15 protein-coding genes are annotated in these 13937 nt (G+C 50.8%); all 15 read right to left on the reverse strand.

Going from position 1 to position 13937, the window contains the following annotated elements; genetic code table 11:
• Positions 1–55 precede the first annotated feature (55 nt).
• Positions 56–604: a BMC domain-containing protein gene (locus EYS13_RS12585; protein ID WP_227763225.1), complete on the reverse strand. Its 549-nt coding sequence runs from the start codon at positions 602–604 to the stop codon at positions 56–58.
• Positions 598–1938 (reverse strand): 4Fe-4S dicluster domain-containing protein, encoded by a 1341-nt coding sequence (locus tag EYS13_RS12590; protein WP_227763228.1) that lies wholly within the window; start codon positions 1936–1938, stop codon positions 598–600. Before EYS13_RS12590 ends, EYS13_RS12585 begins: the two co-directional genes overlap by 7 nt.
• Before the next feature lie 15 nt (positions 1939–1953).
• On the reverse strand, positions 1954–2223 hold the full coding sequence (locus tag EYS13_RS12595) for a EutN/CcmL family microcompartment protein (protein ID WP_227763231.1): 270 nt from the start codon (positions 2221–2223) through the stop codon (positions 1954–1956).
• Positions 2224–2281: 58 nt separating this feature from the next.
• On the reverse strand, positions 2282–2575 hold the full coding sequence (locus EYS13_RS12600) for a BMC domain-containing protein (RefSeq protein ID WP_227763233.1): 294 nt from the start codon (positions 2573–2575) through the stop codon (positions 2282–2284).
• Positions 2572–3414 carry an ethanolamine utilization protein EutJ gene (gene eutJ / locus EYS13_RS12605; protein ID WP_227763235.1) on the reverse strand — a complete coding sequence of 281 codons (843 nt, stop codon included), beginning with the start codon at positions 3412–3414 and terminating at the stop codon, positions 2572–2574. Before eutJ ends, EYS13_RS12600 begins: the two co-directional genes overlap by 4 nt.
• 37 nt (positions 3415–3451) lie before the next feature.
• Positions 3452–4204 carry a hypothetical protein gene (locus EYS13_RS12610; protein ID WP_227763237.1) on the reverse strand — a complete coding sequence of 251 codons (753 nt, stop codon included), beginning with the start codon at positions 4202–4204 and terminating at the stop codon, positions 3452–3454.
• Positions 4205–4242: 38 nt separating this feature from the next.
• On the reverse strand, positions 4243–4899 hold the full coding sequence (gene eutL / locus EYS13_RS12615; RefSeq protein WP_227763240.1) for an ethanolamine utilization microcompartment protein EutL: 657 nt from the start codon (positions 4897–4899) through the stop codon (positions 4243–4245).
• A gap of 42 nt (positions 4900–4941) precedes the next feature.
• Entirely contained in the window at positions 4942–6390 is a 1449-nt protein-coding gene (locus tag EYS13_RS12620; protein WP_265332387.1) for an ethanolamine ammonia-lyase reactivating factor EutA, read from the reverse strand.
• 129 nt (positions 6391–6519) lie between these two features.
• The gene (eutC, locus tag EYS13_RS12625) at positions 6520–7434 is read right to left on the reverse strand and encodes an ethanolamine ammonia-lyase subunit EutC (RefSeq protein ID WP_227763245.1); all 915 of its coding nucleotides are present in this window, start codon (positions 7432–7434) and stop codon (positions 6520–6522) included.
• Positions 7435–7450: 16 nt separating this feature from the next.
• Positions 7451–8815, reverse strand: coding sequence for an ethanolamine ammonia-lyase subunit EutB (locus tag EYS13_RS12630; RefSeq protein WP_227763247.1), 1365 nt, complete (start codon positions 8813–8815; stop codon positions 7451–7453).
• A gap of 24 nt (positions 8816–8839) precedes the next feature.
• Entirely contained in the window at positions 8840–9277 is a 438-nt protein-coding gene (locus EYS13_RS12635) for a EutP/PduV family microcompartment system protein (RefSeq protein WP_227763249.1), read from the reverse strand.
• The gene (locus EYS13_RS12640; RefSeq protein ID WP_277998203.1) at positions 9274–9618 is read right to left on the reverse strand and encodes a BMC domain-containing protein; all 345 of its coding nucleotides are present in this window, start codon (positions 9616–9618) and stop codon (positions 9274–9276) included. Before EYS13_RS12640 ends, EYS13_RS12635 begins: the two co-directional genes overlap by 4 nt.
• Before the next feature lie 387 nt (positions 9619–10005).
• Complete coding sequence (gene eutC, locus EYS13_RS12645) at positions 10006–10920, reverse strand: ethanolamine ammonia-lyase subunit EutC (RefSeq protein WP_227763250.1); 915 nt, start codon at positions 10918–10920, stop codon at positions 10006–10008.
• Positions 10921–10929: 9 nt separating this feature from the next.
• A complete protein-coding gene (locus tag EYS13_RS12650; RefSeq protein WP_227763252.1) occupies positions 10930–12294 on the reverse strand; it encodes an ethanolamine ammonia-lyase subunit EutB in 1365 nt (454 codons plus the stop codon).
• Between the two features lie 173 nt (positions 12295–12467).
• A complete protein-coding gene (gene eat / locus EYS13_RS12655) occupies positions 12468–13832 on the reverse strand; it encodes an ethanolamine permease (protein ID WP_227763254.1) in 1365 nt (454 codons plus the stop codon).
• Between the last annotated feature and the right edge of the window lie 105 nt (positions 13833–13937).

The raw sequence follows: 13937 nt of genomic DNA on the forward strand, positions 1-13937 counted from the left end.
GTTTGTTTTGTAATTTTGTAAGCAAACAATTAAACCGCCTAAAATATCAGGTTCGCTACATAATGCTGGGCACCAGATTCCGGTGGGGTGAAGGAATAACCACCTTGTTTAAGAGCAGCCCTTTCTCAGCTGCCGAAGCTGAGCCTGCTTCCACTGCAGCTTTTACCGCGGCCACGTCCCCGGTCAAAGTCACAAATGACTTGCCTCCAATGCCCGTACCCAAGCGTATTTCAATGAGATCAACTTCAGCTGCTTTAACCGCCGTATCGGCAGCTACAATCAAGGAAGCTATGGAAAAAGTTTCGATTATACCCAGAGCCTGCATATCTACAGCCGGAGTTGTGGCACTTATTGCCGGGATTACTGCCGGGTGAACATTGGGCAGGATAAATTCGTCGACTACCGCTGCCTCCCCCAAATTTACCCCCGCCCGCACCGCACTCTCCACAGCTGCCACATCACCGCTGATGAGCACAATGTATTTACCGGGACATATGGGCCGGGATGTCAAGATTTCCACCTGGGCCGACTTGAGCATGGCGTCGGCCGCTTCTATTCCTTTGGCAATGCTGTTTAGCTCAACTAAACCTATAGCAGTTAACATTCCTTAGCCGCCTCCCTGTCCCTGGTTTCAATTACAATACAGTCTGTTATAGCTGTAATAACCCCGCTGATGCTGGCATGTATGTTGGCCCCTAAAGCTCCTTCCTTGGTCCGGGCAATTTCTGCCCCTTTTTCCACCCATTCTCCTACGTCCACCGTCGGTTCCGCCGGGGCGCCGATATGTTGCTGTAAGGGTATTGTGACTTTTTTAGGCTTAAATTCGACTGCCGTAAGTGGCGCCGGGCAATCATATCTTGTGAGTCCCATTCGAATGATCAACCTTTTAACAGGTATCTTTTTATACTCCCTGGTCAATTCCGGGACGGGGGATTGGGAGGCGGACTCAAGTTTGATCCCCTTTTGGGCCAGTTCCTGCTTTAATGCTGCATTGACCTGACGGGGGGATAATTCCATGGGGCAACCGTACTCACAGGCTCCGCACTCGCTGCACAAAAGGCTCATCCGGACCACTTGCTCATCTCCCCGCAGGTAGTTCAGAGAACACATGATTTTATGCGGCTGCAACCGGTGGCCAAGCATATACCGCGGGCAAACATCAGTACAGCGGCTGCATTGGATGCAAGCGGCCTTGGACCTCCTTAGCTGGTGAGCCAGGGAGAGTTTTTTGCGTTGCACCAAAGGATGGGCTTCGGGCAAAACTATTATTCCCTTAGTTGTTTTAGTAATGGGCGCACCCACATCAGCAACCACCTTGCCCATCATGGGCCCTCCTTCAATTACCACCTTGCCTGCCAAATCTTTCAGCCCCGCCAGCGCCAAGGCTTCCGCAATAGAAGTCCCAATAGGCAGTTTCACTGTGATGGGCTTTGGCACTTCCCCTGTCACAGTCAAAAAACTATCGGTTACCGGGGCCCCCTCCAAGGCATTGGCTATGTTGATTAATGTCTCCACATTGCTGACTACACAGTTTACTTTCAGCGGGATGCCACCCTCAGGCACAACCCTTTTTACTACCTCGTAAACAGTCACGTGTTCATCGCCGGCCGGGTAAAAATCCCCCAGGGTAAATAATTTGACCGGCCTCCCTTTTATCTCTTCCGTTAAAGCCTCTTTGGCCGCCTTGTACTTAGCTTTGAGAGCAATGACCCCCTGGCTGGCTCCGGTAGCTTCCATGACCGCTTCCAACCCTTTAACTACTTTCGCGGCCTCAAACTGCATCAGCTGCTGGTCAACCCGCAGCAGCGGTTCGCATTCGGCACCATTTACGATTACTACCTCTGCCGGGGCACTGACCTTCACATGGGTGGGAAAACCCGCCCCTCCTGCGCCTACTATCCCTGCTTCTTTAATTAATGCAACAATATCCTCGCGCACTAAGCCTCACCTCGATCAGGCCTTTTCCTGATTTTCATCTATAATGCCGACAATCATGGCATCTACCGGAACATTTTCGAAGCCTTTCATCCGCCTGGCAGAACTGCCCTGGGTGATTAGCACCCTTTCACCAATGCCTGCCCCTATCAAATCTGCTGCAACGATAATTTTGCCTTCTCCTTCCACCGGCGTATCCAGCAGTTGGACAATCATGAGCTTAACACCCACCAGGGATTCATCTTTGCGCGTTGACCAGATGCTGTTGATAACCCTGCCAATAATCATTTAACCACCCCTTAAGAAGCCGCCTTTTCCCTTCTTGTCTTTGGTTTTGCCGCGTCAATTATGGACCACAGTTAAAATGTTGCTGTATGGCCTTTAAAGCTGCTTCCACTGCCGCGATGTCTCCAAAAACAGCAATCATGGTGATATGTTGCGGACAAATGCCCCGGACCTCTTCAACCGCTACCTGGGCTGCTTTTTCAGCTATATCGGCTGCCATCAGCATTTCCGCCAGCTGCCCTTGTACCAGCCCCACAGCGCCCGGGGGGTGCTCGCATAGGGTTCCGTTTGCCATGCGCCTGGCCAAAATGGCCATAGTCCCGGGGGAGGGAGATTTGATAAACTCAATCTTCACCGGTTAGCCACCTGGCCTTTTTGCACCCAGAGGGCAATTCCCAATGGGGTTACCAAAAATGGATTTTCCGGCTTGTATGTAGGTATGCCTACCTCCGCTTGCACCACCTGCTCAATGCCGGGGAAGCAGCTGGTGCCCCCGGCCAGATAAACAGCCTCCACGGGAAACTTGCGGATATGACTTCCGATAATAGCCGCTACCTTTTGCATGACCGGTTTCACCACGGGAAAAAGCTCCTGTTGCCTGGCCGGATCGGTTTTTAGCCTTTCCGCTTCTTCAAAGGGGATTTTATAAGCACCGGCGACCACCAAGCTAAAATGGGTTCCCCCTGTTGGTTCGTCCGCTACGTAAATGACTTTGCCGTCCTGTAAAACGGCAATGCCGGTTGTCCCTCCTCCTATATCCACCACGGCCCCGTTCCTAATCCCCAGTACCTGATTTGCTGCCGTAGGTTCATCCACCATAGTTTCAACTTCAAATCCTGCCGACTCGGCCACGTAACGGATAGCCCGCTGGTCCCCTTCCATGGTTCCTGGCGGGTAAGCAGCCCCGGCGCATACAAGTTCTTGCCCAATTCTCTCTTCCAGGTGGGCTTTAAGCTCTTTCACGATACCTACTGCTCCCACATAATCCACTACCAGTCCGTCCCTGACCACCTGGGCAAAACGCATGGCTCCGGCTACCGGTTTCCCTTCGGCATCTACCACAGCCAGCACGATGTAGGCTGTACCCAAATCCACTCCGGTGTAAAGCTCCATTCCTTTAGCCACCGGTCTGGGTTTGGCCAGGGTAGCTTCATATTCACCGATAAGCTGATTAGCGTTATTTAAAGATTCCATTATTAGCTCTCCTATCCGACCGGTCTTACTCAGCCGCTCAGGAACCGATATGATACTTCCCTGCAGCCAGTTGTACCATCAGCACGTAGATCAGGCTGCTCAGCCTGTTCAATGCCTGGATGATGTCCTCCCGCTCCACCTTGCCCTCACCTACATAAAAGGCATCCATAGCCATGAGTTCCAGTTCCCTGACTTGGGTCCTGAGGATATTCAACTGGGCCATTATTTTACCCTGTCCCGGGTTGGGCAAAAGGTGTCCCACTCCAAAATGCTTTTTGGGATAATGGGAAAACTGGTGGATCTCCTCCTGGGACCAGCCGCGGAAAACAAGCGCCGCCAGCGGCTCTTCCTTGACTTCCGCCGCCAGTATTTGGCGTACATACTCCAGCACATCCCGCAGGTCCCGGCCCAGTTCGTAATATCCCAGGCTTTCAACATCGATGATGGCGGTAATGAGGACCGCCTCAAAACTGTCCAGTTTGCCCCGAAACTTGATGCGAGGGTGGTTTTTTACCACCAAGGTTGTGCCCCTGAGGTGGGTCATGTGCTCCGGTTTCTTGCCCCCCACCCCTGGCGGAGGATAGTTTTCCTCCTGTACGGCACCCGAAGTTTTTGGGTACGGCTTACCGCTTTTTGGAGATGGGACGCCGGGGGTGATCACCTGGATCCTGCGCTCGCTTAAAAACTGGCTGGCAGCAGGCGTCAGCCTGCAGTCCGCAGGCAATTCATAGGAGGTGAACTCTGCTTTTTTATATTGCTCTCTCAGTTCTGCTTCAGTGATAATTCGCATCTTCTTTCCACCTCCTTATAGGAGTATTTACCCTCACCTTAACTGTCCTTAGGGTTACGGGCTACAGCCAGCACAGTGTCGCGGAAAGCCTCGGCTGCTGCCTTGCAGGCGCTTTGAGAACCGGTTAAGAGGCCTCCGCCGAAGTTAGTTCTGGTGGGCGGTCCAAACCAGGCAGCCATCCTTACGTCGGCCGCTTTGAGAGCAGCATCTACGCCATAGACAGACTCTATAGGCGGCGCAATAAGGTATGCCAGCGATTCCCCTTCATTAATGCCGGCCATTTTTGAAAGATAAGAACCGGTGCGGGAAATTGTATAGGCGTAGAAACAAATCTTTCCTTCTTCATCCGCCGTATAAAAACATGCATCTTCGTTGATCAGCTGCACCGCTGCCGCAATGCCCGCTTTTACTTCAGCGGGGTTGGGCCCGGCCAGTATGCCAATAAATTCTCCCGCCAGCGGCGTGGAGGCATTGGCAGCGCCAGCATAAAATGAATCAGCGTAGACTACCTCGACCACAGCTTTCTTGGTGGCCTCGTCCAGCGCAGTATAAGCCACATCGTCAATATTGCAGGTAAACATGCCGATACTTCTTTGGTCAGGCCGGAGTTTCAAGCTTTCAGCCAGTCCCGGCGATACGTTGGGAATAAATTTTACCGCTAATACCTCCGCCCTGATGGGCTCTAAAATTCCCATATCGCTAACCTCCTTCTTCTATTTAGTTACTGTCCTGAAATCTTAAGCCTTTAAATTCTTTTTACCCGAACTTTCAAATACCAGCGTTTTAACGACTACCGGAACTACCCTTCCCCCCAGGAGCGGCTTTCCAATATCAATGTAATCCCCTTCATCCACCTGCACCTGGTCAATGCATACTATTTCCGCCCCCTGCTTAAGTCTTAGCTGCAGACATTGGCCCAAAACTTTGGCACAATCCTTCTGCAACACCAGCACTAAGGGCCTTTTACTCTGTAGATAACCCTCCATACCCTGGACAATGCCATCGGCCAAAACCTCTATGTCTGCAAACGTTTCAGTGCGCGGCCCCTCAATGGAGAGAGCCACATGCTGGGCCGAGCCGTCCTGGGTAAGTCGCTCTACACACCTTTGCAGCTCCGCCGCTATTTTTTCTCGGGTTTCCGGCGTACCGCCGGCAAAAGGGGAAACTACTGTTACATTGCGCAGCGGCAGTGTGGACTCGTTAACATGAATGGTGCTGCCGCTAATATTCACCGAATGGGTCCCCGCACCGATCACCGTTGCTCTGATGGTCTCCACCGGTTTAGCAAGCTCAATCCCTCGCGCCTGAAAAGCCTCCCGCAACGACCAGCCCAAGAGGGGTCCAATATCTCCATAACGTGAAATATCGGAAACAGCGAGCGGGGTATAGTCGCTGTAGACATAGTCAGCCACCCCGCCGGAAATCATCACTGTTTCTACTGGGTAATCCAATCTTAACGGTGCTGTCATCAGAAGCTCCCTGGTTAGCTTGGCAAGCTCCCTGGTGGTCACTGCTTCCACCACGCAGCGGGCCATTGCTGCCGTCACTGTTTTCAGCTGCTGCAATGTGACCCGGTCACCGGGAGAGAGCCCCAGCCCGCATTCCCGCAGCACTGCCCGGGCCGGTTCAGCAATGTAAGTAATGCTGTCACCGTGACGGGTAAGTTCAATTAAACGTCCCCCGATATTTAAACAAGCGGTGTCAATAGTTCTTCCTGCCTTAAACACTCCGATATTGGCTGTACCCCCGCCCACATCGATGTTCACGGTTACCCGGTGCTTTTCCTTGGAGAAGCTCGCTGCTCCCGAGCCCTTTCCGGCCAGGATGGATTCCAAATTGACTCCCGCCGTGGCTACCACAAAGTCGCCTGCCAGGCCGGCCATGGCCTCCAGGATATTCCTGGCATTTTCTTTTTTCGCCGTCTCTCCGGTGATAATGACTGCCCCGGTATCAATTCCCTCCGGCGAAAGCCCCGCTGCCCTGTATTCATCCTGCACTATTTTAGAGATGGCTACCGCATCGATGAGCTGGTGGTCCAAAAGGGGTGTGAAATATATCCGGCTTTTATACAAAACCTCTTTATCCGTAATCTCCATACGAGGCACTGCCGCCCCGGGAGCAGTATTTTTTATTGTTAAACGGCTGATAACTAATTGGGTGGTAGTGGTGCCGATGTCAATGCCCACGCTAATCACCTTTTGAATATGTGCACTCTCTATTTAACTCACCACCTTCAACCCACACTTGATTGGGGACATTCCTCGCACAACCCTATTTCACGCATAGAGGTGGCGTCCCCTTTCCTCTTCCGCGGTTTAAGCTTTGGTAAGGTTGATGCCGCTGGCTTTGGCAGCCAGGACCTGCTTAATCAAGTCCACCAAATGGGCGCCTGCTTCCGCGGGAGGAGTCCCGCCCCTGTGAATATTGGAAATCATGGTCCGGTCTGCCTCCACCGTCTTTTCCGTAGGACGGTAAATAATATAGGCACTCATGCTTTCTGCTGAGGCGAGGCCAGGTCTTTCCCCGATGAGGGAGATCACTACTTCGGCATTTAAGAGCATACCTACCTGGTCCTGCACTCCCACCCGACCGTATTTTACAAAGAAGGGAGTGCCTACCTCTATCCCGGCAGCCGTTAACCCTTGAATCAGTACCGGTAACACCTCGGGCACATTGGCCTCGATAGCCGTGGAACTCAAACCGTCTACTACCAAGATCTGCACTTGCACGTTCTTTTTGCATTTTTCCAAAATTGTCTTTTTTGCCTCTTCTGAAAGCTTGCGGCCCAAATCGGGGCGCTTTAAAAACTCATCCTGGTCCTTAACAGCTGTTTGCACCGAGAAGAGGTTCATTCTCTTTAAAAATTCCTCTGAGACATCCAGGAATACGGCATCCTGGGCCACCGCATGGTCAGCCATAAAGCGCAAGAGCGCCCCTGTCTTCGGCCTGGCGCCGGCCCGGTAAAGCCCGATCCTGGCCGGTGTAGCCTTTTTCATAGCCTGTAAAGCTTCCAGGTTGGCCGGTTGCGGCACCCATACCTCGCTGATGTCAGGCAGAGTAATTTCCTCGTCGCTGCAGGCACTACAAACTACTGTTGGCTCCGACCCAACCGGCACACTTTTGGCTCCGCTTTCGCCTTCAGCCGGACTGCCTCCCAGGAGACCTCTCCTTGCCAGTTCTTTCATCACACTTTCCACAATCAACTTTTCCATTTGATTTTCTGCTGCCATCCCAGTCACCCCCTAATTATTTGTCAAAAATGGAAGGATCGCCCGCCAGTTTGGTGAGCCTGCCATTCTCCATCAGTCCCATTTTTTCCATCCATTTTTCAAATTCAGGCAGTGGCCTTAGACCCAGGATTTCTCTCACGCTGGCATCATCATAGTAGCTGGTGTCCTGGTAGCTGAGCATTACGTCATCCCCGCCGGGAACTCCCATGAAATAGTTGGCGCCGGCCATGGCACACAGCATGGTCCCTATTTCCTGATCATTCTGATCCGCTTTCATATGGTTGGTGTAGCACGGGGCAATACCCATGGGCAGCCCGTGCAGTTTGCCCATGAAGAGGTCCTCCAGGTCAGCCCTGATCACTTCCCGACCGTCGTAAATGGTCTCCGGCCCGATAAACCCGGACACGTTGTTCAGCATAAATGGCCTGAATTTGCGGGCAAAGCCGTAAGTCCTGGCCTCCAATGTCATTTCATCCACGCCATGATGGGCATCAAGGGAAAGTTCGGAACCCTGACCGGTTTCAAAGTATAAAAGATTTGGCCCGGTCCCGGTCCCTTTGCGCTGGGCCAGAGCCAGTGCCTCATCCAGCAGCGCTTCGGAAACCCCGAACGCTTCGTTGGTCTTCTGGGTGCCCGCAATGCTTTGAAATACCAGGTCAGCAGGCGCTCCCAGCTCGATGGCCTTCATCTGGGTAGTCACATGGGCCAGGACGCAGTTTTGGGTGGGAATGTCCCATTTGATCATAAACTCTTTAACTGCTTCCAAAATTCTGGCCACTGTATCAGCGTTATCATCCACCGGGTTGATGCCGATAACTGCATCCCCAGAACCGAAAGTAAGCCCTTCTTTAACCGAAGCCATAATCCCCGGGATGCTGTCCGTGGGGTGGTTAGGCTGGTTGCGGAAAGCAAGTGTCCCCGGAATTCCGATGGTGGTGTTGCAGTGTGCCTGGGTGCGCATTTTTTTGGAGGCGTAAACCAAATCCATATTGGACATTAGCTTGGCAACGGCAGCAATCATTTCGCTGGTCAAGCCGCGGCTTAAGTGCATTAAAGCTTCATGGTCCGTATCATGGTCCAGGATGTAGTCCCTGAGCTCACCTATCGTCCAGCTTTTGAATTGGTTATAGATGTTAATGTTCAAGTTATCATAGATTACCCTTGTAACCTCATCTTCTTCGTAGGGTATGACGGGGTTGTTATAGATATCTTCCAACGTAAGGTTGCTTAAAACCAGTTTGGCAGCAACCCGCTCCGAAGCCGAGGTGGCGGCAATCCCTGCCAGGACGTCCCCCGACTTTTCCTCGTTGGCTTTAGCCAGTACTTCTTTGACTGATTTGAAAGCGAATGCTTTATTGTAAACTCTGGCTTTTAAAATCACGTAAGCGACCTCCTCTCAAAGCATTTAATCCCATTCCAGCAACTTTCTAAGCTCGTCTATCCCCTCTCCCGTCCAAGCTGACACGGCAAGTATCGGGCCTTTTAATGCAAGTTTCGTTAAAATCTCTTTAGCCCGCTCCACTTGGGCTTTCGGGTGGTCGGTTTTAGTCACGATTCCTAAGGTTTTTTTCGGAAAAGCCTGGGCAAACCCAGGAGGAAATGAAGATTCCTCCCGCGTGGCATCTTGGATGAACAGCACTGCATCCGCTTCCAGCGAGGTAGCAAAGAGAGCCCGGTAATAAAAAGGGTTCTCCAAAAATTCGCCGGGGGTATCTATGGAGCGGGAGTGATACTCGATGGCCTGGGTCTTGGTAACAGGCCCTTCCTTTTGAGTCAGAGCCTTCATCAAAGACGTTTTGCCCGATCCCACCGCACCCACCAGCATTACCCGCGGTTTCTTCATGAGCGGGTCATCCTGGCGGCGGTGAAATTAAGCTGTTCCTCCAGCACCCCGTTGACCTCTTTTAAAGCAGTTTCCACACTGGCCACGTCACCCACAATGACCAGTGTGCCGCTGAACCTGTCCAAAAAGCCGATTTCCACTTCCGATGCCTTTGTGGCAATATCGGCCGCGATTATCACTGTCTCTCCGGGAGTAAGGGTAAGAATGCCAATGGCTCCTTTGTCTTCAAGCCCTAGCTTTTCAAAAATCGCTTTTACCGGATGGGCAATTACATGGGCCAAAGTAACCTGTTTACCAGGTACATACTCTTGAATCAACCGCTGTTTTTTCTCCACGTCCACGACTTACTCAACTCCTAAGGGCTTAGCCTCTTGGAAACCGCTGCCATAATCCGGAATTTCCTTGCTTGCTAACTAATTTCCCACCTCCCGGTCCGGAACAACATTCAAGAAGTCTTCTGGCTGCAGTATTATGCCGTAAATTGTGCTTCCTGGTAACGCAAACCGAATTTGCGCCGTACCTCAGTAAAACCCTTGTTCCAACACCGTACCTTGCAAGAAGCATGCCACCGGATAGCGTTACCGAAAACCCTCTTAGGACAAGGAAGCAGACTATTGCCGCCGCGGCACAATGAGTCAAATTTAACTTACTTAAGTCACCGGTGCTCCGGCTGGTAATAAATTTGCCGGAGCAGCACAAAGGAGGTCGCTTTTTAATCCTATTGCCAACTATTCCAAATTCACTCCTGAGGCTTTTTTATCCAAAACCTTCTTCAATAGGGTGACTAAATATGCTCCCGCTTCCGGCGCAGGGGTACCGCCTTTGTGGATGTTGCTGACTACCGTTCTTTCGCTTTCGATCATTCCCTGTCTCGGGTTATAGGCCAGATAAGCGCTTAAGCTTTCAGCGGTGCCAAGTCCCGGTCTCTCACCCAGGAAAATAATGGCAACTTTAGGTTTCAACTCTTCTCCGATGACATCCATCACCGCTACCCTCCCGTATTTGACAAAAACAGGAGTGCCAATCTTTATACCCATACCACTTAAACCTTGCATTAAAGCAGGGAGCAAATCGGGGAGATTTGCCTCCACGGCCTTGCTGGATAACCCGTCGGAGACAATGATTTGTACATCGGCTCCTTTTTGAAATGACTTTCGCAGCTTTTCCAAACTCTCCGTCGACAACTTCCTGCCCAGGTCCGGTCGGGTCAAATATTCATCCTTATCCCGGCAGGCGCTTTGCAGCTTGACTAAGTTTAACTTTTGAATAAATTCCTCTGAAACTTCACTCAGCACGGCATCCTGGGCGGTAGCATGGTCAGCCCGGAAGCGCAACAGAGTTTCTGTCAAGGGTCGGGAACCGGTTCGCCAAACCCCAATCCTGGCAGGGGTTGCCATTTTCATTTCCTCATAAAGTGTTTTATTGACCGGATTAGGTACTTGAAGGTGCTTTTGCAGGTCGATCGCCGTCAAGTCCTTGAGCCTCGTCTCCTCCCATCCCCCGTTTTGAGCCGGAGCCGGATCGTCAACCGGCTTCCCCGGGATATAACCCGCAGTCGTAACCGGGGCACGAAAATTTTCTGACTTTGACATTTCGGCTAAAACCTGTTCAACCACCAGCCTGATATTGTCTTCCAAACCCATAGGATCACCTCATCTTGTAAAAATAGTTGCATCTCCGGCCAGGGAAGTCAGTTTGCCGTGCTGCATAATGCCCATTTTTTCCAGCCAGGCCTCAAATTCCGGCAGAGGTCGCAATTTCAAAAGTTCCCTTAAAGCCGCCACATCATGGTAGCTGGTGCATTGATAGTTAAGCATCACATCATCACCCATGGGTATCCCCATAAAGTAAGTACACCCCGCATTTGATAAGAGAACCGCCAGGTTTTCAATATCATTCTGATCAGCTTTCATGTGGTTTGTATAGCAGGCATCACAGCCCATGGGAATACCAGTAAGCTTGCCCATAAAATGGTCCTCCAGGCCGGCCCTGATCACCTGGCGGGAGTCATACAAGTATTCTGGACCGATAAATCCGACTACCGTATTGACCAAAAAGGGCTTATAGTGCCGCGCCAGGCCATAGCACCTGGCTTCCATTGTCACCTGATCGGCACCATGATGGCCGTCCGACGATAGTTCCGATCCTTGCCCTGTTTCAAAGTACATAATGTTGGGGCCGGTAGCCCTGCCTTCCTTCAAACCCAGCTCGTATGCCTCATCCAGGATGGCTTTACTCACTCCAAAAGCTTCATTGGCTTTTTGACTACCCGCTATAGATTGGAAGAGGCAGTGAACCGGTGCCCCTTGCCGTAATGCTTTCATTTGGGTGGTAATATGAGCCAGCACGCAAATCTGGGTAGGAACATTCCACTCGGTGACAAAATTATAGATGGCCTCCAAGCTGCGCATGGTAGCAGGTACTGAATCATCCACAGGGTTCAGGCCTATCACTGCGTCACCGGTACCGTAAGCCAATCCTTCCCTGATACTGGCGATTATCCCTTCCGGCGAATCAGTTGGATGGTTAGGCTGCAGTCTTGAGGCCAGGGTGCCGGGCAAACCGATAGTTGTATTGCAGTGGGCTGTTACTCGCATCTTTGATGCTCCCAGGATCAGGTCCAAGTTGCTCATCAGCTTGGCAACAGCAGCCACCATTTCTGCGGTTAAACCCCGGCTGATGCGCCGTATATCTTCTCCCGTCGTCTCGGAACTCAGGATATACTCTCTGAAATGGGCAACAGTCCAGTTTTTAATGCTGCTGTAGATGAACTCATTAACATCGCCGTCAATAATCCGGGTCACCTCATCCTCCTCGGGCGGCACCACCGGATTTTTCCTCAGGTCTTCCAGAGTTAATTCCGACAGTACGTATTTTGCCGCAATCCTTTCCTCAGCGCTATTAGCGGCAATTCCCGCCAATGTGTCCCCTGATTTAAGTTCATTTGCTTTGGCCAGAACCTCTTTCACATCTTTAAAACAATAGGTCTGTCCAAAAAGGCGCGTTTTTAAAATCATCTTTTTATCCCCCTGCACCTACTCTATAGTGAACATTTTCCAGTAGTTCTGTAATAAGATTAAATATTTTAAAAACAAATTTAGATACTACAAAACCGAATACATCTACAGATCCTTTTTTCAGGGGCAGCATTGCTGCCCCCACTTGGAATATGTTTCTATAACTTGGAAAATTACAACTCATCCAACACGCCAAATTCTTCTTCAAAAGGCCTAAGCTCTTTTCTGCCCTCCACCAGGTACCAGAGAATTGCCAATCCGTATATTAACGCGACCCATTTAACAGCGGTGAGGTTATAAACAATTACACTGTATAGGCAAAACAGACCGGCAGCAAAACTTATTCCCCCTACCAACGGACCATTGGCCACCTTGAATGGTCTCTTCAGGTCAGGTTCCTTCTTGCGCAACACAAAGAAACTTATTAAGCTGATAAGATAGAGTGCCACTGCACCAAATACTGAAATAGTTATGACCACTGATGTCAACCCGGTGACAGCAGCCCCAATGCCTATAAGACCTGGGACTAAGAGTGCCCAGTGGGGTGTATGATACCTGGTATTGACTTGTGACAAAAACTTAGGCAGGTATCCCGTACGGGCCATGGCATAGGTCTGGCGTGAATAACCCACGATTATGCCGTGGAGTGAAGCTATCAGGCCGAATAAACCAATAAAATTAACCGCCAGCACAACAAGATTTCCCTGTCCATAAACCTGGGCTAGAGCAATAGGCAGCGGGAAATCAACTGCAGTTACCAGATTGTAGTCCGCAATTCCTGCAGTTAAGAACAGTGTTAAACACATCATCACCACCAAGGTGCCCATGCCGCTTAGGAAACCCTTAGGAATATCTTTCTGCGGGTTGAGCATTTCTTCCGCCGCCATGGCACCGCCTTCAATGGCCAGGTAAAACCAGATAGCAAACGGGATAGCAGCCATGATTCCTCCATAACCGTTAGGTAAAACCGGCTCCTGGGCTACTCTGGCCCAGCTGAAATGAGGGGCTGCCGCAATCCAAAAGATAGCAAGGCCAATTAAGGCAATTATTGTTACAATCAGTTCAAATGTGGCCGAAGTCTTCATCCCCAAAAAGTTAATAAAGATGAAAAACAAAAAGGCAACCACCGCAGCGGCCAGTGTCGGAATTTGAGGGACCATATAGTGGATATATCCACCTACAGCAAGCGCAATGGCGGGTGGAGCAAACATAAATTCAATCAGACAGCTGATGCCGTTCATATATCCCCAAAATGGTCCAAGTGCCCGCCTGGCATAGGCCGAAGGGCCCCCGGCATGAGGAATGGCTGTAGCCAGTTCCGAATAGCAGAAGATAAAGGTTGCATAAAAGATGATTACAGGAATCGTGGAAATGGCCAGGCCAATAGGTCCTCCGGCCCCAAAACCATAGCTCCAGCCGAAATAATTACCGGAGATGACCAGGCCTACAGCCAGTGCCCATAAATGAATTGGTTTTAACGATCTTGCCAGTTTAACTTCCTGATGTGCCGTGCTTAGATTGTTCTCCAATTGTGCCATAAGATTTCTCCTCACTTTCTTTAAAATTTGTTAGCATCATGAAACGGACAAAATTACCCAGGTCCCTCCTTTCTTTTGCATGGCGCAGAACAAAAAAGCCCTTAT

Source organism: Zhaonella formicivorans (assembly GCF_004353525.1).
In the GTDB taxonomy this organism is placed as follows: domain Bacteria; phylum Bacillota; class DUOV01; order DUOV01; family Zhaonellaceae; genus Zhaonella; species Zhaonella formicivorans.